This window comes from Streptomyces similanensis, from assembly GCF_039543625.1.
Lineage (GTDB): Bacteria > Actinomycetota > Actinomycetes > Streptomycetales > Streptomycetaceae > Streptomyces > Streptomyces similanensis.
In genome coordinates, this window is the sequence record NZ_BAABKC010000053.1 from 23,357 (window position 1) to 45,069 (window position 21,713).

Consider the following 21,713-nt stretch of genomic DNA (forward strand, 5'->3'; position numbering starts at 1 on the left):
GGACGCACAACCTTCGCAACAAGTGACGCACATCACACAGCATCTTCAAAAGTTGACCGATATGTGCCACTTGAGCCGGTGGACAAGATCAGTAAGTGACGATGACATGAATAGGCTTGGCGAAGCCCGAGATGTCGAAGGGCGGTATTGCCAGACGAATTCGATAAGTCTGGGCGAGTGAGAACTGGCGGTCAACGTGGGATGAGAACTGTTGAAATGTATGGCAATTCACAGGAACTCACTCTCGGTGGACCACTGAAACGGCCGGCTCCTGGACGGCGCTCACCGAACGGGCACACGACACCCGCGACATCCCAGGCGCCGGCCTGCCCCCGGCACGGGCCCCCCGACGACACCCTGCCCCCCGCCACCCGTGCACTCCCGTACCACGCCGAGAACAACCGCACGGGCGCACCGCGGAAGGACTCGCAGGCCCGGGACCACACCGCGATGCGCGACGCGCACCCGGGGCGCCACCCCACAGGGCACCAGTCGCCCCCGCCCGAACGGCGAACCCGCAGCCGCCCGCGTGGGCGGCCACCGCACACACGCCCCGCGAATCCCAGCCGGGCACCCCGCTTGCGCCGTGCGCTCAGCCCAGCCGCACCGGACAGACCCACCCGCACCCCACGGACCCACGAAGGAAGAACATGAAGACGCACACCAACACTGCGGCCACGCCGCACCGCACACATCTCGTCACACGCACCCTGCTCGCCGCCCTGGCCGTCGGCACCACCGTATGGGCCCTCTTCCCCACCCCCCCGGCCGGGACGCAGAACGCAAGCGCAGAAGGCCAGACGGTGACCGTGGCCGGCGAGGCACCCGGCTACGCAATCGAAGACTTCAACTACCCAGGAGCCGACCGCATCCTCCGGGAACAGGGCATCACCCTCAAACGCGGCGACGGCCACATCACCCTCACCGACTGCACCACCGGCACCGGACTCATCCAGATCATGGCACGACGCCAGACAAACCCCATCTGCTTCCGAACCACCGGCACCACCGGCTGGCTCACCCTGGAAATTCCTGCCGTCTACATCGTCAAAGGCAACGACTACACCACCCAAGTGGACATGACGGTCGGAGGCCAGGAAAAAACTTTCGACATCGAAAAAAACACCTGGACCGCCGTTGGCGAAAGCGCCGACGACCAAGGCCGCGAATACATGCTCATGGAAATAAAAACCACTCGATAACTCGCCCCTGCCCCCACCACCAGCATGACAGATACGCATTCGTTGCCGAACAGACAAAGTACTGAGACTGAACTCGTGATGTCGCATGGTGGCTCAGGTGGGCTGGATGGTCAGTCCGGTCTCGGCGAGGCAGCCGTCTATGAGGTCGCTGCTGTACTGGATGTGCCGTAGGCCGCGTCGGATGCGCTGGACGAGGTGTTCAGGGGTGCTGAAGGCAACGTTGGAGAGCCAGCCGCGCCGCAGCAGTGACCAGATCCCTTCGACGGGGTTGAGGTCGGGTGCGTAGGGCGGCAGGTAGTAGATCGTCAGCCAGTCCCGGGAGGCGGCGAACTCCCGCAGGCCGGCGGCTTTGTGGACGTTGAGGTTGTCCCAGACGAGTATGATCGGGCCGCCGAGCTGCTGGTGGGCGGCGATCAGCAGGTCCCGGTAGTCGCGCCAGGAGAAGCTCTTGCGCCCGTCGCGGCGGCCGTCGTCCCGGCGAGGCCAGTAGATCAGCCGGGACCGGTAGCCGGGTTTGTAGCAGGTCAGCGCGGCGATGGACACCCGTCTGCGGGAACGGCCGCGGACCCGCAGCACCGGGGTCCGGCCGCGCTGTGACCAGGTCTTCGTGTGCGGCGGCGTCATGGAGAATCCGGCCTCGTCGCTGAGTAGGCCCGGGGCGCGGTGCCGGGATTGCTCCCGGCCCGTTTCCCCGGACCTCTCGCCGAACCCGCCGTGCGCCTCTCGACGCAACGGGCTCTCCACGGTCTCTGCCGTCAGGTGATTGCAGGTGTCCAGGGGGTGGGGATCTTGTTGCCGCGGTAGCGATACCGGGTGACCGGGATCGCGCTGATCTTCCGCAACTCGATCTCGCCCGCGCTGATCGGCCGCCATCGCCCGGTGGGGGTGGTGAGCCGTCTGCGGACGTCCGTCCAGTTCCAGTGATGCCGCTCTTGCAGCAGCCGGATGACTCGCCACCAGACGAGGTTGTCCAGATTGCTGAAGGTGCGCTTCGCGACGGCATGTCTGAAGTAGTTGGCCCATCCGTGGGTGACCTGGTTGAGATTCACCAGCACCACGGCCAGGTCCTGCTGTGACGTTCTGTGGGTGAGGGTACGGATCTTCGCTTTCACCGACCGGACGGGCCGGTCGGCGATGAAGGTATAGACGTACCACTTGTCCGTTCCGCGTTTGCGGCGCCACTGGATGTGGAACCCCAGGAAGTCGAACCCCTCGCTCAGGTGCACCAGTTGGGTCTTGGCTTCCGAGAGCCGTAACCCCATCGGTGCGAGGACCTGGGCGATCTCCTCGCGCAGCGCCTCGGTGTCCTGTCTGGTCCCTTTGACCAGGACGACGAAGTCGTCCGCGTAGCGGACCAGCCGCCACGAGGGCAGGCCCTTGGCGCTCCGCCGTTCGCGCCGACCGCTGGTGGACAGTTCCCCGTCCGGTTCCCATGCCCGGTGCAGGTGCTCATCGAGCACCGACAGGGCGATGTTCGCCAGGAGAGGGGAGATGATGCCCCCTTGCGGCGTGCCGGTGAAGGTCTCCTGATGTTCACCGAGTTCCGTGAGGAGGCCGGATTTCAGGAACGCCTTCACCAGTGCCAGAACCCGCTTGTCCTTGACCCGCATCCGGACACGGTCCATCAGCGCGACGTGGTCGATCTCGTCGAAGCACGCCGCGATGTCCGCGTCCAGCACCCACCGGTAGCCGTGGGTGCCGTAGAAGTGGATCTCGGCAATCGCATCCTGAGCCCGCCGCTTGGGCCGGAACCCGTAGGAGACCGGCTTGAAGTCGGCCTCGAAGATCGGCTCCAGCACCAGTTTCAGCGCGGCCTGGACGACTCGATCAGCGATCACTGGGATGCCCAGCCGCCGAACCTTCCCCGACCCACCCGGTTTGGGAATCTTGCGCTCCCGCACCGGTAGCGGCCGGAACGAGCCCCGCTTGAGCTGGGCCCGTAGGCCGTCCAGGAAACCGGGAACCCCGAATCGCTCCTCGACGTCGGCGGCCGTCAAGCCGTCCATTCCAGGAGTGCGGGCTCCCCGGTTGCGGGCGACCCGGTCGAACGCCACGATCAGCGTCGCCGGGTCGTGCACGAGGTTGAACAGATCATCGAACCGACGGCCGGGATCGGCCGCCGCCCAACGGTGAAGCTTGGCCTGCATCTCCGATACCCGCTGGCGTGGACCCACCGGGTCCATCTCCAGCAGAGCGCCGCTGTTCAGCGGTGCGTCTTTCGGCATTGCAGTCTCCTTCCCTTCTCGATACCGCTGCCGCCCTTCCCCATGTGCGCGGGTTCTCCCCGGCTCGGAGTACTACGGTGGCGGCTCCGCCCCACCCGGACCGTTCGGCTGTCGATGCGCCTATCCCGATCCGGGCACTGGCTGTGCACGACTGGGGAGCTGAGAACGGGTGGTTCCCGTGTTCACTGCGATTCGCTCGTTGGAGTAGGAGCCCGACTGTGTCCCTGCGGCATCGCCACGAGTACGCCGTAGACCTTCCTCGTGGCCTCCCGAACGGCTTCGAAATACCGGCCAAGGAGTTCCCCGCCGCCACCAAGCAGCGAGTGTGCACCGCCTCCGGCCCAGATCCACCAGGTTTCGAGCCGGTGTAGTCGTTAAGAGACGTAAAGACGCCGGTTCCTCGCGTACTCCTCTCCATCCCGCTCGCCGGACCCGCACCATCTGGCAGTACTGGCACGTCCCGGCTTTGTCAGGGCCGCTCCCGCCCTCCCCGTCATCACCCGGATCAAGCTGCCCTCAGCTCCACCCCTCTGCTACGACAGAACGGCGGTGAAGGTCTCTCACCTCCACACGAATCACAGCGCCTCACGGCGCAACTCGAAGACGAGCCAGGCTCCACGGGCCACCGCGAGCCTTCCGCGCACGGCCGCACCTCCTTCACCCAGCCGGCCACCGCCCGCACGCCCTGGATGGTGTACGTCAGATGGAAGCGCCGGCCGATCACCGTCGTGATCCGCGCGAGCGTCCACCGCTGGTCCTCCCAGCAGTGCGCGGCAGGCCCCTTGGCAAGCTCCGCCTCCAGCTGCGCGAACTGCTTCTCGCTCAGCCTCGGCAGCGACGCCGACCCCTGTGACTGCAGAGCCCGCAGACTGCCCTCGTCCCACATCCGCCGCCACCGCTGCACGGAACGGACGCTGACCCGCAGGTCCTTGGCGATCAACGAGTTCGCCTCGCCCTGGGCGAACCTCTCTGCCGCCTTCAGTCGTAACTCCTCGCGGAAGTGCTGCCGTTCGGCGACCAGCCCGCCCCCTTGTGGATACCGCATGCTCCGGTGATACCGCAGGGGCGAGGCACCGTTAGCCCCTACGACTCCACGAGTTCAATCTCAGTAGGCGAAACTGCCCAGCTGTATCCACACAAGGTCGGCTAGAACGCGTCTCAGCCGCTTACCGAAAGCAAGACACCGAGCCTTTTCAGCGTGGCCACCGATCGGGTGATGACCGTGGCGTCCGCAACGGACAGGGCTCCTGTGCCGTTGGGTGAGGTGTTCGAAGTCTCAACCTGTCGGTTCGGGAGCCCTGTTGGTTCCCTATCCTGCCGCACTCGACCTGCCTCATGCGCTGGTCGAGTGGGTCACCATGCTCATCGTCACCCGTGAGGGTGACGCGCCGGGCCTGCTCAAGACTCTACGCGAGCACGCCACGGACTACGTACTGCTGGACGGCACGCTCAGCGAGTGCGACAGCCTGGGTGACGGACGCGCCGACTACTCCCACAAGCACCGACGCCACGGCGTGAACGTGCAGGTCGTCACCGATCCCGAGGGCCGGCTTCTGTGGATCTCGCCGGCTTTGCCGGCCGCGCCCACGATCTGACCACCGCACGCACCCACCGCATCATCCGGATCTGCGAACGTCAGGGCGTCCCGATCGTCGCCGACCGCGACTACATCGGCGCCGGCTCCTGGACCACCACCGCCGTCCGCCGGCCGCCCAACGGTGAACTCACGCCGACCGAAGGACGCTGAACCGCGCACTTGCCCAGACCCGCGCTCCCGTCGAACGAGGCGTCACCCACCTGAAGTCCTGGCGGATCTCCCGCCGGAGCCGCTGCAGCCCGAACCGTATGACAGCCATCGCCGCCGCGGTCCTCACCTTGGAGAGGCAACGCTGAAAAGGCTCAATGATCCGCGACCTGCTGTCCACATAAGAGGATCGACGTGACCACGATCGCCGTCACCGGGCACATGGACCTGACCGAGGCCAGCGTGCCCCTCGTGCGGGAGGCGCTGCGTCGGGCGCTGGAGGCGTACGGTGCGGATCTGGACGGGATCTCGTGCCTCGCCGCCGGGGCCGACAGCGTCTTCGCCGACGTCGTGCTGGAGCTGGGCGGCCGATTGTTCGCCGTCATCCCCTCGAAGGACTACCGGGCGGTCAAGGTGAAGCCGGACCATGCCGACACCTTCGACCGCCTCGTGCGGGCCGCGACCGAAGTGACGGTGCTGGACCACGAGACCGCGAACCGGGCCGCGTACGAGGACGCCAACGCCGTGCTCCTGCGGCGGGCGGACCGTCTCGTCGCCGTGTGGAACGGCGAGCCGCCGTCCGGCAAGGGCGGCGGCACCGCGGACACCGTCCTCGATGCTCGTGCCGCCGGGCTGCCGGTGGACGTGGTGTGGCCGGACGGGGCCGTTCGTCGGGCCGGGTGCTGATCGGTTCGGGCGTGGGGAAGGGCGGAGGCCGGGCCGGCCCGGGGGTGGGCGGCCCGGCCGAAGGTCAGCCCCTGTGCGCCTCGTGGGCGGACTCGATCTTCTTCCACGACTTCGGCCGCGCGAGCGCCGCACCCGACTTCGCCGCCGCGAGCGGCCGCGAGGCCGCCGCGGCCGCCGGCTTCGTCGGCTGGAAGAGCCAGGTGTCGAACAGGGCCGCCAGCGGCTTGCCGGAGATCTGCTCGGCGTACTTCTGGAAGTCGGCCACCGACGCGTTGCCGTACGCGTGCGCCGTCGGCCAGCCCTTGAGGATGCGGAAGAACGCGGTGTCGCCGACCTCGTCGCGCAGCGCCTGGATGGCGGCCGCGCCCCGGTCGTAGACGGCGTCGTCGAACTGGTTGTCCGCACCGGGATCACCCGGCTTGACCGTCCAGAACGGGTCGTCGGCCGGGTGCGAGGCGTACACGTAGTCGGCGAGCTGCTGCGCCGTGCCCTCGCCCTCGTGCTCCGACCACAGCCACTGCGCGTACGTCGCGAAGCCCTCGTTGAGCCAGATGTCCTTCCAGCCCTTCACCGACACGTCGTCGCCGTACCACTGGTGGCCCAGCTCGTGCACGATCAGCGAGACGTTGGCGCCCTTCGCGAACTGCTTGGGGCTGTAGAAGACGCGGCCCTGCGTCTCCAGCGCGTACCCGGTGGTCGTGTTCGGGACGTAACCGCCGGCCGCGCTGAAGGGGTACGGCCCGAAGTAGCCGCTCAGCCAGTCGACGATCTCCCCGGTGCGCTCCACGCTCGCCCGCGCCGCCCCGTCGTTGTCGCCGAGGTCCTTGCTGTAGGCGTTGATCACCGGGACGCCGCCCTCGGAGACGCCGGTGGTGACGTCGAACTTCCCGAGCGCCAGCGTGGCCAGGTAGGTGGCCTGCGGCTTGTTCTGCCGCCAGCTGTAGCGGGTCCAGCCCAGCTGTGAGGCGGTCGCCTGGAGGGTGCCGTTGGAGATCGCCTGGTTGCCGTCCGGCACCGCCACCGACACGTCGTAGGTCGCCTTGTCACTGGGGTGGTCGTTGCTCGGGAACCACCACCACGCCGCCTCGGGCTCGTCCGCCGCGACCGCGCCGTCCGGGGTGCGGTGCCAGGCGGTGAAGCCGTACGCGCTCTTCGTGGACGGCACCCCGCTGTAGCGGACGACCACGGTGACCGCCGTGCCCTTGGCCAGCGGCGTCTTCGGCGTGACCACCAGCTCGTGCTGCCCGGAGGCGCTGAACGCGGCCTCCGTGCCGTTGACCCGCACCTCGCTCACGTCCAGCAGGAAGTCCAGGTCGAAGCTGGACAGGTCCTGCGTGGTCCGCGCGGAGAGCGTCGCGGTGCCCTCCAGCTCGTCCGTCGCCGGCTGGTACTTCAGCCTCAGGTCGTAGTGGGAGACGTCATAGCCGCCGTTGCCGTAGTCGGGGTAGTAGGGGTCGCCGATGCCCGGCGCGCCGGGGGAGTAGCTCGCGGCCGATGCCGGGATCGCCAGCAGGAGGGAGGCCGCCGCCAGTACGCCCGGGGCGAGGATTCTGCGGTGCACGTCAGCTCCAAGTCGTGAGAACGTGAAGTCTGTTCGGAGCCTATTCAGTCGCTGTGGGCACAGGCATGTCCATGGCCACCCCTGTCACACGATCGCCATTCGGCCGACATGCGTCGCGCACGCGGATCCCCCTCTTCCCGGCGAATCCGGCGACACGTCAGTTGCTCTCTTCTGCACGGGAGTTGTCGGCTGTACCGTCCCGCTCATGCCGAACAGCATGCGCATGACGATCTGGAGACGGCTGGTCCTGGCGGTCACCGCCGTCCTGGCGGCCGCCCTCCTCACCCCCGCGGCGGCGCACGGCGCCCCGCGCGACGGCCGGGCCCCGCGCGAGAGCCAACCCGTCTACTCGTACGCGGACGCGATCCGCGAGTCGGTGTGGGTCGACACCGGACTCGACGGCGACGGCGACGGACGCACCGACCGCGTCGCCGCCGACATCGTCCGCCCCCGCGAACCCGCCCTACAGGGCCGGAAAGTGCCCGTCATCATGGACGCCAGCCCGTACTACTCCTGCTGCGGGCGCGGCAACGAGAGCCAGACCAAGACCTACGACGCGGCCGGCCACGTCGTCCAGATGCCCCTGTTCTACGACAACTACTTCGTGCCCCGCGGCTACGCCTTCGTCGGCGTCGACCTCGCCGGCACCGACCGCTCCGACGGCTGCGTCGACGTCGGCGGCCGCTCCGACGTCCAGTCCGCCAAGGCGGTGGTGGACTGGCTCAACGGCCGCGCCCGCGCCTACACCACCCGCACCGGCTCCACCCCGGCCAGGGCGACCTGGACCAACGGCAGGACCGGCATGATCGGCAAGAGCTGGGACGGCACCATCGCCAACGGCGTGGCCGCCACCGGCGTCAAGGGCCTGAAGACCATCGTGCCGATCAGCGCCATCTCCTCCTGGTACGACTACTACTTCGCCCAGGGCGCCCCGCTCTACGACTCCGGCCCCGACTGGCTGTCCGACTACGTCGAGAGCGACACCGCCCGCGCCCACTGCGCCGCCGAACAGCGGAAGATCGTCGCCGGCGCCCCGCGCACCGGTGACTGGACCCCGTTCTGGACCGAGCGCGACTACGTCAAGGACGCGAGCAAGGTCCGGGCCAGCGTCTTCGTCGTCCACGGCATGCAGGACCTCAACGTCCGCACCAAGAACTTCGGCCAGTGGTGGGACGCCCTCGCCGCCAACGGCGTGCAGCGCAAGATCTGGCTCTCCCAGACCGGCCACGTCGATCCGTTCGACTACCGCCGCGGCGCCTGGGTGGACACCCTGCACCGCTGGTTCGACCACGAACTCCTCGGCTACGACAACGGCATCGACCGCGAGCCCGTGGCCGACGTCGAACGCCACCCCGACCAGTGGACGACCTCCGCCGCCTGGCCGCCGCGCGGCACCGCCGCCACCACGCTGCGTCCCGCGCCCGGCGCGCAGTCCGGCGTCGGCGTCCTCGGGCTGCGTCCGGCCCGCGGCAGCGAGACCTTCACCGACGATCCGTCGCTGAGCGAGACCGACTGGGCCGCGCGGATCGACCGGCCGACCCCGGAGAAGGCCGGCTTCGTCACCGGATCGCTCAGCCGCGACCTGCGGCTCGCCGGCTCCTCCAAGGTGACCGTCACCGCGACCCCGACCACCGCCACGGCGCACCTCTCGGCCGTCCTGGTCGACCTCGGCCCGGACACCATCCGCGACTACGGCGACGCGGACGAGGGCATCACCACCCTCGCCGACCGCACCTGCTGGGGCGCGAGCACCGCGGGCGACAGCTCCTGCTACAAGGAGACCGCGGCGAAGACCACGGCCGTCGACTACAACGTCGTCAGCCGCGGCTGGGCCGACCTCGGGAACTGGGCGGGCGACGGCAAGGGCCGCCCGCTCACCCCGGGCCGGGCGTACACGATCACCCTCGACCTGGCGGCGACCGACCACGTGGTGCCCAAGGGCCACCGCCTGGCGCTGATCGTGGCGGGCACCGACAAGGACCTCATCGACCCGCCGTCGAGCACGCCCACCCTGACCGTGGACCTGTCCCGTACGTCGGCGAAGCTGCCGCTGGTCGGCGGCGCGGCGGCGTTCGCGCGGGCGACGACGGGCGACGGGCGGGCGTCGGCGGGCGACACGGCCGCGCCGACCGGGTCCGCGGCGGCCTCCGGCGGCCGGAGCCCGCACGGTGTCCGGCACCCGAGCACCGCGCACCGGATCCCGGGTCAGTGACGCGCTGACGGCCCGACGGCCCCCTGCCACGACAGCGAGGTCATGACAGCGAGGTCACGACGGCGGGCCGTCGGTCCATCGGTCGGCGCTCAGGCGGCCGGGCGCACCAGCCCGGCCGCCTGACGCGCGCACCCCCACGCCACGGTGACGCCCGCGCCGCCGTGCCCGTAGTTGTGCACCAGGACCCGCCCGTCCGGCAGTGCCTCCCGCTCCAGCCGCACCGCGTGCCGGGCCGGACGCAGCCCGACCCGGTGCTCCAGCACCCGCGCCCCGGCGATCTCCGGCCGTACGGCCGCACAGCGCGCGACGATCGCCTCGGCCACCGCCGGGTCGGGCGTCAGCGACCAGTCGTCCTCCTCGGCGGTCCCGCCGAGGATCAGTCCGCCGGGCTGCGGGAAGTAGTAGACGGAGGCCGCCGAGGCGTGGTCCACGCAGGTCAGCCAGGTGGTGATGCCGGGGTTCTCCACGACGACGAGCTGTCCGCGCACCGGCCGGACCGCCGGGTCCGGCACCAGGTCGCGGGCGCCGAGCCCCGTGCAGTTCACGACCACCGGGGCGTCCACGGCGGCCAGCTCCGTGACCGTACGCTCCTCGATCCCGCCGCCCGCCGCCAGCAGCCGCTGCCGCAGCCAGGCCAGGTGCGCCGGCATGTCGATCAGCGGCAGCCGCGCCCACAGCGCCGGACCGGGATGCTCGTCGGCGGTCGCCACGCGCAGTTCCGGCACCCGCGCCGCCCACGGCCCGAGCGAGTCGAACCCGGTGTCGGCGTGTACTCCCGCCACCATCCGCACACCCGTCTGTCCGGGGCGTGCGGCCAGCTCCTCGTACACCGCCAGGGACTCCAGCGACCAGTCCCCGACCAGCGACTCCGGCTCGATCCGGTACGGCCACCACAGGGCGCCCGCGACGGCGGACGTCGTCCGCTCGGCCGGCTCGCTCGTCCACACCCGCACCCGCGCGCCGCGCTCGGCCAGCACGAGCGCGGTCGTCAGCCCGATGACCCCGCCACCGACCACCACGACTTCGCCGCTCACTCCCACGTCCACGCCAGGACCGTAACGGAAGGCCCCCCACCACGCTCCCCCCGGGCCCCGCACCGCCGCCCGCCCACCGGCAGAACGCCCGGCAACGGGATGCTCTCGAAGCACTGCTCTGCCGACGGCAGAACACCGGCCGGACCGGACTCGACGATCACTACAGTCCGGTCTCATGACGGCGATGACGACGCGTACGGTCGAGTACCCGGCCGACGGTTTGACGATGATCGGGCACCTCGCGCTCCCGGCCGGCGCCGACCGCCGGCCCGCCGTGCTGCTCGGACCGGAGGGCATGGGGCTCGGCGACGTCGAGCGCCGCCGGGCCGACGCACTCGCCGAGCTGGGATACGTGGCGCTGGCCTTCGACCTCCACGGCGGGCGCTATCTGGGCGACCCCGAGGAGATGCTGGCCCGGTGCATGCCGCTGCTCGCCGATCCCGACCGGATGCGGGGCATCGGCCGTGCGGCGCTCGACGTGTTGCGCGCCGAACCGCGGACCGACCCCGACCGGATCGCCGCCGTCGGTTACGGCACCGGGGGCGCCATCGGCCTGGAACTCGGGCGGGCCGGCGTGAGCCTGCGCGCGATCGGGACCGTCAACGCGCTGACCACGGGCCGACCGGGCGAGGCGGCGCGCATCCGCTGCCCGGTGTGGGCCGGGGTCGGGTCGGAGGACCCGATCATGCCGGCCGCGCAACGCGACGCGTTCGCCGCCGAGCTGCAGGCCGCGGGCGTCGACTGGCGCCTCACGGTCTACGGCGGCGCCCTGCACGCCTTCCACCACCCGCCGGTCGACCACCCCGCGGTCCCCGGCGTCGGCCACCACCCACGGCACGCGCGACGCGCCTGGCGCGACGTCGTCGCCCTGCTCACCGAGTGCTTGCCCGTGGGGGAGGATCCGGGGGCACGACCCTGGTGAGCATGCCGGCGCAGGGCCCGGCCGACGTCGGACACATCCGCCCGATCCCTGGAGCGGTACGCCCGCCCCCGCACCCCGCGCCCGCCCCGGCCGGCGGGCACTAGGATCGGCCCCCTGATGACTGCCACCCTCGTCGCCAAGAATCTCGCCGCCGGACACGGCGACCGCGCGCTGTTCTCCGGACTCGACCTCGTCGTCGCGCCCGGGGACGTCATCGGGCTGGTCGGCGCCAACGGCGCGGGCAAGTCCACGCTGCTGCGGATGCTCGCCGGGCTCAGCACACCCGAACAGGGCGAACTGACCCTCTCCCCGCCCACCGCCGCCGTCGGCCACCTGCCGCAGGAACCCGACCGCCGCCCCGGCGAGACCGTACGGGAGTTCCTGGCCCGCCGTACCGGCGTCGCCGCCGCCCAGCGGGCGATGGACGAGGCGACCCAGGCACTCGTGGACTCCGCGCCCGGCGCGGACGACGCCTACGCCGGCGCACTGGAGCGCTGGCTCGACCTCGGCGGCGCCGACCTCGACGAGCGGGCCGAGGAGACCGCCGACTCCCTCGGCCTGGCCGTCGACCTCGACCAGCCGATGACCTCCCTGTCCGGCGGCCAGGCGGCCCGCGCCCAACTCGCCTCGCTGCTGCTCTCCCGCTACGACGTCTTCCTGCTGGACGAGCCCACCAACGACCTCGACCTGGACGGCCTCGAACGCCTCGAACGCTTCGTGACCGGGCTGCGGGCCGGGACGGTCGTCGTCAGCCACGACCGCGAGTTCCTCACCCGCACCGTCACCAAGGTCCTCGAACTCGACCTCGCCCAGGGGCAGATCAACCTCTACGGCGGCGGCTACGCGGCCTATCTGGAGGAGCGCGACGTGGCCCGCCGGCACGCCCGCGACGATTACGAGGAGTACGCCGACAAGCGGGCCTCCCTCCAGGACCGGGCGCAGACGCAGCGGTCCTGGATGGACAAGGGCGTCAAGAACGCCCGGCGCAAGGCGGGCAACGACAACGACAAGATCGGCCGCAAGTTCCGCAGCGAGGCCAGCGAGAAGCAGGCCGCCAAGGCGCGGCAGACCCAGCGGATGATCGAACGCCTGGAGGTCGTGGAGGAACCGCGCAAGGAGTGGGAACTGCGCATGGAGATCGCGGCGGCGCCGCGTTCCGGCGCGGTCGTCGCCACGCTGCGCGACGCGGAGGTGCGGCGCGACGGCTTCGTGCTCGGGCCGGTCTCGCTCCAGATCGACTGGGCGGACCGGGTCGCGGTCACCGGTGCGAACGGCGCCGGGAAGTCGACGCTGCTGGCCGCCCTGCTGGGCCGGCTGCCGCTGGACGCGGGGCACGCGGCCCTGGGCTCCGGTGTCCTGGTCGGCGAGGTCGACCAGGCCCGCCGGCTCTTCCACGGCGACGAGACGCTGCTGGACGCCTTCCGCGCGGCGGTCCCGGACACCGAACCGGTCGAAGTCCGCACGCTGCTGGCCAAGTTCGGGCTGAAGAGCGAGCACGTGCTGCGGCCCGCCGCGACGCTGTCGCCCGGGGAGCGCACCCGGGCGGCGCTCGCCCTGCTCCAGGGGCGGGGGGTCAACCTGCTGGTCCTGGACGAGCCGACCAACCACCTCGACCTGCCGGCGATCGAACAGCTGGAGTCGGCGCTGGACGCCTACGAGGGGACGCTGCTGCTGGTCACCCACGACCGCCGGATGCTGTCCGCGGTCCGGACGAACCGTCACCTGGAGGTGGCGGACGGCAAGGTGACGGAGCATCAGGTGTAGGCGTGCGGTGAACGGCCGCCGACGGGCTCGGGGTGTACCGGCCATGAGCGGCGTCGGGGCGGGGGCCTACACTCGGCAACCGTTGCCCAGCTCAGAGAGACCGCGGACCGAAAGGCATGGTTGCCCATGTTTCAAGACGCCCCCATCTACCACCAACTCGTCGCCGAGCGGGGCGACGTTCCCGCGCGCGTGCGGGACGCGGCGACGAGCATACTTCGGGAACTGGAGGAAGTGATGCGGGCGGGACGGCCGTCGGGTGCGTTCCTGCCCGGCCCGGCGCCGCGGAGCGCGGCGGCGCCACGGGCCCACTCGGCCCTACCGCCGGGACAGCATCCCCGCTGACGGTGCGCGGGCGTGAGGGGCGCGCCCCTGGCAGGCTCGCCCCCGCCGCCTTCGGCGGACCCGCCCCCGCCGCCTTCGGCGGACCCGCCCCCGCCGCCTTCGGCGGACCCGCCCCCGCCGCTCCCGGCGAGCCTGCCCCCGCCGCCCTCTGAGGAGCCGGCCGACTCCGCGCGGAGCCGGCCGGTCCGGGCGCGGCAGGTGCCGGGCTTAGTGGGACGGCTACGGCGCCGGCCGGGTCAGCTACGGCGCCAGCGGGTCAGCCGCGGCCGTTCTTCGTGTTGAGCAGGCCCGCGCGGCGCAGCGCGTCGGCCATGGCGCTGTTGGCGGGCGGCGGCGCCTGACGGGAACCGCCGCCCCCGCCGCCCCTGCCCCCGCCGTCCCCGGCGCCTCCGCCGGTCCGGGGCTGGCGCTGCTGCGGCGGGCGCCCGCCGCGCTGGCGGCGCTCGCCACCGCCGCCGGACTGCTTCTCCTGCGCCGCCGCCGCCTCGTCGTCCAGCCGCAGCGTCAGCGAGATCCGCTTGCGCGGGATGTCGACGTCCAGCACCTTCACCTTGACGATGTCACCCGGCTTGACCACGTCCCGCGGGTCCTTCACGAACGTCCGCGACATCGCCGAGACGTGCACCAGACCGTCCTGGTGGACGCCGACGTCCACGAACGCGCCGAAGGCCGCCACGTTCGTCACCACGCCCTCCAGGACCATCCCGGAGGACAGGTCGGAGATCTTCTCCACGCCCTCCTTGAAGGTGGCCGTCCTGAAAGCGGGCCGCGGGTCGCGCCCCGGCTTCTCCAGCTCCTTGAGGATGTCGGTGATTGTCGGCAGACCGAACGTGTCGTCCACGAAGTCCGCCGGCCGCAGCGAGCGCAGCGCCCCGGTGTCGCCGACCAGCGACGCCACCTCCTGACCGGTGGTCTTCACCATCCGCCGCACCACTGGATACGCCTCCGGGTGCACGCTGGAGGCGTCCAGCGGATCGTCGCCGCCGCGGATCCGCAGGAAGCCCGCGCACTGCTCGTACGCCTTGGGGCCCAGCCGGGAGACCTTCTTCAGCTGGGCGCGCGAGGTGAACGGCCCGTTGGCGTCCCGGTGCGCGACGATGTTCTCCGCGAGCGAGCCGGTGACTCCGGAGACCCGCGAAAGCAGCGGCACCGACGCCGTGTTGACGTCCACGCCGACGCCGTTCACACAGTCCTCGACCACCGCGTCCAGCGAGCGGGACAGCTTCACCTCGGACAGGTCGTGCTGGTACTGCCCGACCCCGATGGACTTCGGGTCGATCTTCACCAGCTCGGCCAGCGGGTCCTGGAGCCGGCGCGCGATGGACACCGCGCCGCGCAGCGACACGTCCATGCCAGGCAGTTCCTGGGAGGCGTACGCGGAGGCCGAGTACACCGACGCGCCCGCCTCCGACACCATCACCTTGGTGAGCTTCAACTCCGGGTGCCTGTCGATGAGTTCGCCGGCGAGCTTGTCGGTCTCGCGGGACGCGGTGCCGTTGCCGATGGCGACCAGCTCGACCGCGTGCTCCTTCGCCAGCCGGGCCAGCTTCGCGATCGCCTCGTCCCACTTGTTGGCCGGGACGTGCGGATGGATGACGTCCGTGGCCACGACCTTGCCCGTCGCGTCCACCACGGCCACCTTCACCCCCGTGCGGAAGCCCGGGTCCAGGCCCAGCGTGGCGCGGGTGCCGGCCGGGGCGGCCAGCAGCAGGTCGCGAAGGTTGGCCGCGAACACGTTCACCGCCTCGTCCTCGGCGGCCGTGCGCAGCCGCAGCCGCAGGTCGATGCCGAGGTGCACGAGGATACGGGTGCGCCAGGCCCAGCGGACCGTGTCCTTCAGCCACTTGTCACCGGGCCGGCCGCGGTCGGCGATGCCGAACCGGTGCGCCACGATGCCCTCGTAGGAGGACGGTCCCTCGGTCGGCTCCTCGGGCTCCAGGACGAGGTCGAGGACCTCCTCCTTCTCGCCGCGCAGCATCGCCAGGATCCGGTGCGAGGGCAGCTGCGTGAACGGCTCGGTGAAGTCGAAGTAGTCGGCGAACTTCGCGCCCGCCTCCTCCTTGCCCTCGCGCACCTTCGCCGCCAGCCGGCCGCGCGTCCACATGCGCTCGCGCACCTCGCCGATCAGGTCGGCGTCCTCCGAGAACCGCTCGGTGAGGATCGCGCGCGCCCCGTCGAGCGCGGCCTGCGGATCGGCCACTCCCTTGTCCGCGGCCACGAAGGCCGCCGCCGCGGCGAGCGGGTCCACGGACGGGTCGCCGAGCAGGCCGTCGGCCAGCGGCTCCAGACCCGCCTCGCGCGCGATCTGCGCCTTGGTGCGCCGCTTCGGCTTGTACGGCAGGTAGATGTCCTCCAGCCGCGCCTTGGTCTCGGCGCCCCGGATCCGCGCCTCCAGCTCGTCGGTGAGCTTGCCCTGCTCGCGCACCGACTCCAGGACGGCGGCGCGCCGCTCCTCCAGCTCCCGCAGATAGCGCAGCCGCTCCTCGAGCGTGCGCAGCTGCGCGTCGTCGAGCATCTCGGTCGCTTCCTTGCGGTAGCGGGCGATGAAGGGCACCGTCGAACCGCCGTCGAGCAGCTCCACGGCGGCCTTGACCTGCCGCTCCCGTACGCCGAGCTCCTCGGCGATCCTGCCTTCGATGGACCCTGTGAGGGGTGTCGTCACGTTCCCGTACCGCCTTCTCCACTTCGGGTTGCGCCGCAATTGTGGCAGGTGGCGCCGTCAACCGGGGATCAGGGCGGCGCCCGGCGGGGCGGCGCCCGGGGAGGCGCCCGAAGGGAGGAGCGGACCCCGGCCGGCGGCGCCCGAGCGCCCGGCCGTCCCCGCGGGTGGCAGGAAAGGTGGGAAACCCGTCATTGCCGCCACCGGCTTGCGCGCGAAGAATCGTCCGCATGGCGCAGCGAACCGTTCTCGTCGTCCTGTTCGACGACGTCCAGAGCCTCGACGTCACCGGCCCCATGGAGGTCTTCGCCGGTGCCGAGAAGCACACCCCGGGCGCCTACCGGGTCCGCACCGCCTCCCTGACCGGCCGGCCCCTACGCACCAGCAGCGGTCTGACCGTCGTACCGGACGGGACGCTCGCCGACGCCCCGGCCCCGCACACCCTGCTCGTCCCCGGCGGCCAGGGCACCCGCCGGCCCGCCCCGCACCTGGTCGACTGGGTGCGCGCGCACGGACCGGGGGCCGAGCGCCTGGTCTCGGTGTGCACCGGCGCGATCCTGCTGGCCGAGGCGGGCCTGCTGGACGGCCGCCGGGCCACCACCCACTGGGCGTACTGCGAGTCCTTCGCCCGCGACCACCCCGCCGTACGGGTCGAGGCCGACCCGATCTACGTGCGCGACGGCCACGTGGCCACGTCGGCCGGCGTCACCTGCGGCATCGATCTGGCCCTCGCGCTGGTCGAGGACGACCTCGGCCGCGACGCCGCGCTCGCCGTCGCCCGTCATCTGGTCGTCTTCCTGCGCCGGCCCGGCAACCAGGCCCAGTTCAGCGCCCAGCTCGCCGCCCAGACGGCCCGGCGCGAACCGCTGCGGGACGTACAGCAGTGGATCACCGAGCACCCCGGCGCCGACCTGTCCGTGGACGCGCTCGCCGCCCGCGCCCGGCTCTCACCGCGCCACTTCGCCCGCGCCTTCCGCGCCGAGACCGGCGCCACCCCCGGCCGCTACGTCGACCGGGTCCGCCTCGAACACGCCCGCCGGCTGCTGGAGGACACCCCCGACGGCGTCGAGGAGATATCCCGCGCCAGCGGCTACGGCACGCCCGAGGCCATGCGCCGCGCGTTCGTCAAGGCGCTCGGCACGTCCCCGGCGGAGTACCGCCGCCGCTTCCGCACCGCCCCCGCCCGCTGAAGGAGCAGACATGCAGATCGCGATCGTCCTCTACGACCGTTTCACCGCCCTCGACGCGGTCGGCCCCTACGAGGTCCTCACCCGCGTCCCGGACGCGCGCACCGTCTTCGTCGCCGAACAGGCCGGCCCCGTGCGCACCGACACCGGCGCCCTCGCCCTCGTCGCCGACCAGACCTTCGCCGAGGTGACCGCGCCGGACGTGGTGGTCGTTCCCGGCGGCCCGGGACAGAGCGCCCTGATGGACCACGCACCGCTGCTGGACTGGCTGCGCGCGGCCGACGCCACCAGCACCTGGACCACCTCGGTGTGCACCGGCTCCCTGCTGCTGGGCGCCGCCGGACTGCTCAAGGGCCGGCACGCGACCTCGCACTGGCTGGCACTGGAACAGCTGACGGCCCTCGGCGCCGAACCCACGGCCGAACGCGTCGTCCTCGACGGCAAGTACGTCACCGGGGCAGGCGTCTCCGCCGGGATCGACATGGCCCTCACCCTGGCCGGCCGGATCGGCGGCGACGAGGTCGCCCAGTCCATCCAGCTGGCCACGGAGTACGACCCGCGGCCGCCCTACGACGCCGGCTCCCCGGACAAGGCGCCCGCACACCTGGCCGAGGCCCTGCGCGAACGCAGCCGGTTCATTCTCCGCTAGCCGGTCCACCCTCCGCCCCGCCGGACGGGCGCCGGCCGAAGCGCGGCGCCCTGCGCTCCAGGAACGCGGCGACCCCCTCGGCGGTGTCGCCGCTGCCGCGCGCCTGCTCGGCCCAGTGGGCGTCACGGTCCGTGCGGCCGTTCGCGAACTCCTTGGCCGCGGCCTGCGTCAGCGGGGAGCGGACGGTCAGCGTCCGGGTGAACTCGGCGACGCGCTTGTCGAGTTCGCCCTCCGGCAGCACCTCGTCCACCAGACCCGTGCGCAACGCGCGCTCCGTGTCGATCAACTCGCCGGAGAACAGCAGGAACTTGGCGGTGGCCGGTCCCACCAGGGAGACCAGCCGCCGGGTGGCGGAGGCGGGGTAGACGATGCCCAGCTTCGCCGGGGTCACCCCGAACAGCGCGCCCGCCTCGGCGAACCGCAGATCGCAGGCGGCCGCGAGCTGGGCGCCGCCGCCCACGCAGTGGCCGCGCACCGCCGCCAGCGTCGGCTTCGGGAACGCCGCCAGCGCCTCCTCGGCCAGCACCGCCAGCCGCTGCGCCTCGTCCGGCGAGTCGCGCAGCGTGGAGATGTCGGCGCCGGCGCAGAAGGTGCCGCCCTCGCCGGTCAGCACCAGCGCCCGGACCCGGGGATCGGCCGCCAGGGCGTCCAGGAGCGGCGGCAGCGACCGCCACATCGCGGCCGTCATGGCGTTGCGCTTGGCCGGGTGGTGGACGACGACGGTGGCGACCGCGTCGGTGACCTCGTGCAGCAGCTGCGGCTCCATGCGCCGGATGCTATCCGCCCGGCCCGCGGCCCGGTCGGCGGGGGCGGGCGGCGCAACCCGTACAACACGAAGAGTTCACGAACCCGGCGCGGACCGGACGTACCCGGTCGGGTCCGGTGCGGAGTCGGACGCGAACGGTCGGAAGGCGGCGTGAAGCCGCTGACTTGTGTTCAGTGCTTGGGGCGGGCCGCCGGGGCGCCAACACTCGTCGTGTGGCGAGAACCGAGGGCGGCGACCGGACGATGGACGACCACGGGCACGGGCAGGGCCCGCGCCCGGCAGGCGGCACGGAGGCGCTCGCCGCCCGCGGCGCCGAGCCGCCGGACCCGCTGCCCCACGAAGGGGTGTGGCGGTTCACCGCGCCGGCCGCCGACGCCTCCGTCCCGCAGGCCCGGCACGCGGTGCGCGACCTGCTGCGCCGCCAGGGCGTCCCGGCCTCGGCCGACCTCGTCCACGGGCTGCTGCTGATCGTCTCCGAGCTGGTCACCAACGCCGTACGGCACGCGGCGGTGCTGTCCCCGACGCTCGCAGTGGAGGTCGCCGTCGGCGCCGGGTGGGTGCGGGTCGCCGTGGAGGACCAGCACCCCTACCGGCCGACCGCGCTGGAGACCGACCACGGCCGCACCGGCGGTCGCGGGCTGCTGCTGGTGCGCGAGATCGCCCGGGAGGCGGGCGGGGTCTGCGACGTGGCGCACACGGCGAGCGGGGGCAAGGTGATCTGGGCCGCCCTGCCGCTCACGCCGCCCCTTTGACCCGCGGGGCTCACCAGCCCGCGGGGCCGGTCAGCTCCCTGATCGCCGGACGGGCCGCGTCCAGCACGGTCATGAACCAGGAGGAGAAGGGGGCCCGGGCGTGCCGCTCGGCCAGCTCCTCGGGCGTCACGAACGCCGTGTCGCCGACCTCGTCCGCGTCCGGCCGCGGCCGGGACTGCACCAGGCCGACGAAGAGGTGGTTGTACTCCTGCTCCACCAGGCCGGAGGCCGGGTCCGGGTGGTTGTAGCGGACGGTGCCCGCCGCGGCGAGCAGCGACGGCGAGACCCCCAGCTCCTCGTACGTCCGCCGGGCCGCCGCCGCGAAGGGCGCCTCGCCCGGGTAGGGGTGGCCGCAGCAGGTGTTCGACCACACGCCGGGGGAGTGGTACTTGCCGAGCGCCCGCTGCTGGATCAGCAGCCGGCCCTGCTCGTCGAAGAGGAACACGGAGAAGGCGCGGTGCAGCTGCCCCGGCGGCTGATGCGCGGCGAGCTTCTCCGCGGTGCCGATCGTCACACCGTCCTCGTCGACGAGTTCCAGCAAGATCGCGTCCGCGGTGCCGTTCGACGAGCTGTGCGCGGCGGTGGCAGGTGTGATCGGCATACCCATCCTTCACATCGGTCCTCGAGCCCCAAGTCTGCCGCACGAATCCGGCACTCCCGGCACTTCCCGGCCGCCCGCATGTCCCGCGCGGGGCGGGGCGGCGGCCGCCGCCGGGGGCGCCGGAAGAGGGGCCCGGTAGATCATCGTGCCCGGCGCGGCGCGCGCGGAACCGCCCGTCAGCACCGCGCCCCGGCGGGCGCGGGGGCGCTCGGGGGGCACAGACGCGCTCACCGGTCATCAGCGCGCACCAGCGCGCTCAGTGGGTACCAGCGCGCCCGGTGGGCGCCGGTGCGCTCAGTGGCACAGGCCCGCTTCGTGCTCGGCGTGACCGCCCGGCTCCAGCTGGAAGGTGCAGTGCTCCACGTCGAAGTGGTCCCCGAGGCAGCCCTGCAACTCGTGCAGCAGCTTCTCGTGGCCGATCGCGCCCAGCAGCTCGGAGCTGACCACGACGTGCGCGGAGAGCACCGGCAGGCCGGAGGTGATCGTCCAGGCGTGCAGGTCGTGCACGTCCTCGACCCCGTCCAGGGCCAGGATGTGCGCCCGCACCTCCTCCATGTCGACGTTCTTCGGCGCGGCCTCCAGCAGTACGTCGAGGGTCTCGCGCAGCAGCTTGACGGTGCGCGGCACGATCAGCAGACCGATGGCCAGGGAGGCGATCGGGTCGGCGGAGCGCCAGCCGGTGAGCAGGATCACCGCCGCCGAGATCATCACCGCCAGCGAGCCGAGCGCGTCGGCGGCGACCTCCAGGAACGCGCCGCGCACGTTCAGGCTCTCCTTCTGGCCGCGCATCAGCAGCGACAGCGAGACGGAGTTCGCCACCAGGCCGATCAGACCGAACACGATCATCAGCCCGCCGTGCGTCTCGGCCGGCGTGACGAACCGCTGGATCGCCTCGAACAGGACGTAGCCGCCGACGCCGAGCAGCAGCAGGCAGTTGGCGAGCGCGGCGAGGATCTCGGCGCGGGCCAGGCCGAAGGTGCGGTTGCGGCTCGGCGGGCGGTTAGCGATGCGGATGGCGAACAGCGCCATGCCGAGGCCCAGGGCGTCGGTGGCCATGTGGGCGGCGTCCGCCACCAGCGCCAGCGAGTCGGCCAGGATGCCGCCGACGATCTCCACCACCGTCACGGCGAGCGTGATCGACAGAGCGATGCGCAGGGTACCGACGTGCGCGGCCGCCGCTGTGCCGGAGGCGCCGTGCGTGTGTCCGTGCCCGTGGTCGTGACCGGCCCCCATGAGCTGTCCGCCCTCCTGTGTTCCGTCCGGGACCACAGTGAACTACGGCCCGGGGGTATCGGGCAACGCGGCACTGAACACCGTTGTCATGTGCCCTGACCTGCGCAAACGAACTGCAGGTCAGACCGTACGGCCGCCTGGCCCCCGCCCCTGCGGCCGCGCCGGGCGCACCC

At 71.9% G+C, this 21,713-nt stretch carries 15 protein-coding genes and 3 pseudogenes; 9 read left to right on the forward strand and 9 right to left on the reverse strand.

Translation table 11 applies throughout. The features are described 5' to 3' along the window. The first annotated feature begins 650 nt into the window (after positions 1-650). Positions 651-1,202, forward strand: a complete 552-nt coding sequence (locus tag ABEB07_RS18755; protein ID WP_345669390.1) for a hypothetical protein — start codon at positions 651-653, stop codon at positions 1,200-1,202. A gap of 93 nt (positions 1,203-1,295) precedes the next feature. On the opposite strand, the pseudogene ABEB07_RS18760 reads toward ABEB07_RS18755, so the two are convergent. From ABEB07_RS18760 to ABEB07_RS18770, 3 genes and pseudogenes are all read right to left on the reverse strand, one after another. Next, a pseudogene (locus ABEB07_RS18760) lies at positions 1,296-1,844 on the reverse strand (transposase); the annotation flags it as partial. A 113-nt stretch (positions 1,845-1,957) separates the two neighbouring features. Continuing rightward, positions 1,958-3,427, reverse strand: a complete 1,470-nt coding sequence (gene ltrA, locus ABEB07_RS18765) for a group II intron reverse transcriptase/maturase (protein ID WP_345669391.1) — start codon at positions 3,425-3,427, stop codon at positions 1,958-1,960. A 596-nt stretch (positions 3,428-4,023) separates the two neighbouring features. Next, a pseudogene (locus ABEB07_RS18770) lies at positions 4,024-4,472 on the reverse strand (helix-turn-helix domain-containing protein); the annotation flags it as partial. A gap of 256 nt (positions 4,473-4,728) precedes the next feature. On the opposite strand from ABEB07_RS18770, the pseudogene ABEB07_RS18775 reads away from it, so the two are divergent. Continuing rightward, a pseudogene (locus tag ABEB07_RS18775) lies at positions 4,729-5,320 on the forward strand (transposase family protein). 46 nt (positions 5,321-5,366) lie between these two features. Further along, positions 5,367-5,858: a hypothetical protein gene (locus tag ABEB07_RS18780; RefSeq protein ID WP_345669394.1), complete on the forward strand. Its 492-nt coding sequence runs from the start codon at positions 5,367-5,369 to the stop codon at positions 5,856-5,858. Between the two features lie 64 nt (positions 5,859-5,922). On the opposite strand, the gene ABEB07_RS18785 is transcribed toward ABEB07_RS18780, so the two are convergent. Then, positions 5,923-7,419 carry a M1 family metallopeptidase gene (locus tag ABEB07_RS18785; protein ID WP_345669395.1) on the reverse strand — a complete coding sequence of 499 codons (1,497 nt, stop codon included), beginning with the start codon at positions 7,417-7,419 and terminating at the stop codon, positions 5,923-5,925. Between the two features lie 205 nt (positions 7,420-7,624). On the opposite strand from ABEB07_RS18785, the gene ABEB07_RS18790 reads away from it, so the two are divergent. Next, complete coding sequence (locus tag ABEB07_RS18790; protein ID WP_345669396.1) at positions 7,625-9,631, forward strand: Xaa-Pro dipeptidyl-peptidase; 2,007 nt, start codon at positions 7,625-7,627, stop codon at positions 9,629-9,631. An 89-nt stretch (positions 9,632-9,720) separates the two neighbouring features. Here ABEB07_RS18790 and ABEB07_RS18795 read toward each other — a convergent pair whose 3' ends face one another. After that, entirely contained in the window at positions 9,721-10,677 is a 957-nt protein-coding gene (locus ABEB07_RS18795) for an FAD-dependent oxidoreductase (RefSeq protein ID WP_176151253.1), read from the reverse strand. A gap of 163 nt (positions 10,678-10,840) precedes the next feature. Between ABEB07_RS18795 and ABEB07_RS18800 the strand changes: the two genes are divergently transcribed. Together ABEB07_RS18800 and abc-f are read left to right on the forward strand one after the other, a co-directional pair. Further along, the gene (locus tag ABEB07_RS18800; RefSeq protein WP_345669397.1) at positions 10,841-11,587 is read left to right on the forward strand and encodes a dienelactone hydrolase family protein; all 747 of its coding nucleotides are present in this window, start codon (positions 10,841-10,843) and stop codon (positions 11,585-11,587) included. A 117-nt stretch (positions 11,588-11,704) separates the two neighbouring features. After that, positions 11,705-13,351 carry a ribosomal protection-like ABC-F family protein gene (gene abc-f, locus ABEB07_RS18805; protein ID WP_176151255.1) on the forward strand — a complete coding sequence of 549 codons (1,647 nt, stop codon included), beginning with the start codon at positions 11,705-11,707 and terminating at the stop codon, positions 13,349-13,351. Between the two features lie 598 nt (positions 13,352-13,949). On the opposite strand, the gene ABEB07_RS18815 is transcribed toward abc-f, so the two are convergent. Then, a complete protein-coding gene (locus ABEB07_RS18815) occupies positions 13,950-16,355 on the reverse strand; it encodes a Tex family protein (protein ID WP_345669399.1) in 2,406 nt (801 codons plus the stop codon). A gap of 227 nt (positions 16,356-16,582) precedes the next feature. Here ABEB07_RS18815 and ABEB07_RS18820 point away from each other — a divergent pair, with 227 nt between their 5' ends. Both ABEB07_RS18820 and ABEB07_RS18825 read left to right on the forward strand, forming a co-directional pair. Beyond that, positions 16,583-17,542 carry a GlxA family transcriptional regulator gene (locus ABEB07_RS18820; protein WP_345669400.1) on the forward strand — a complete coding sequence of 320 codons (960 nt, stop codon included), beginning with the start codon at positions 16,583-16,585 and terminating at the stop codon, positions 17,540-17,542. Between the two features lie 10 nt (positions 17,543-17,552). After that, a complete protein-coding gene (locus ABEB07_RS18825) occupies positions 17,553-18,188 on the forward strand; it encodes a DJ-1/PfpI family protein (RefSeq protein ID WP_345669401.1) in 636 nt (211 codons plus the stop codon). Here ABEB07_RS18825 and ABEB07_RS18830 read toward each other — a convergent pair. Continuing rightward, positions 18,175-18,954, reverse strand: coding sequence for an enoyl-CoA hydratase/isomerase family protein (locus ABEB07_RS18830; RefSeq protein WP_345669402.1), 780 nt, complete (start codon positions 18,952-18,954; stop codon positions 18,175-18,177). The two genes, ABEB07_RS18825 and ABEB07_RS18830, sit on opposite strands and share 14 nt — an antisense overlap. Positions 18,955-19,196: 242 nt before the next feature. On the opposite strand from ABEB07_RS18830, the gene ABEB07_RS18835 reads away from it, so the two are divergent. Then, a complete protein-coding gene (locus ABEB07_RS18835) occupies positions 19,197-19,706 on the forward strand; it encodes an ATP-binding protein (RefSeq protein WP_176152205.1) in 510 nt (169 codons plus the stop codon). A gap of 10 nt (positions 19,707-19,716) precedes the next feature. Here ABEB07_RS18835 and idi read toward each other — a convergent pair whose 3' ends face one another. Together idi and ABEB07_RS18845 are read right to left on the reverse strand one after the other, a co-directional pair. Then, entirely contained in the window at positions 19,717-20,307 is a 591-nt protein-coding gene (idi, locus tag ABEB07_RS18840) for an isopentenyl-diphosphate Delta-isomerase (RefSeq protein ID WP_345669403.1), read from the reverse strand. Positions 20,308-20,601: 294 nt separating this feature from the next. After that, the gene (locus tag ABEB07_RS18845) at positions 20,602-21,540 is read right to left on the reverse strand and encodes a cation diffusion facilitator family transporter (RefSeq protein ID WP_164583875.1); all 939 of its coding nucleotides are present in this window, start codon (positions 21,538-21,540) and stop codon (positions 20,602-20,604) included. Positions 21,541-21,713 lie beyond the last annotated feature (173 nt).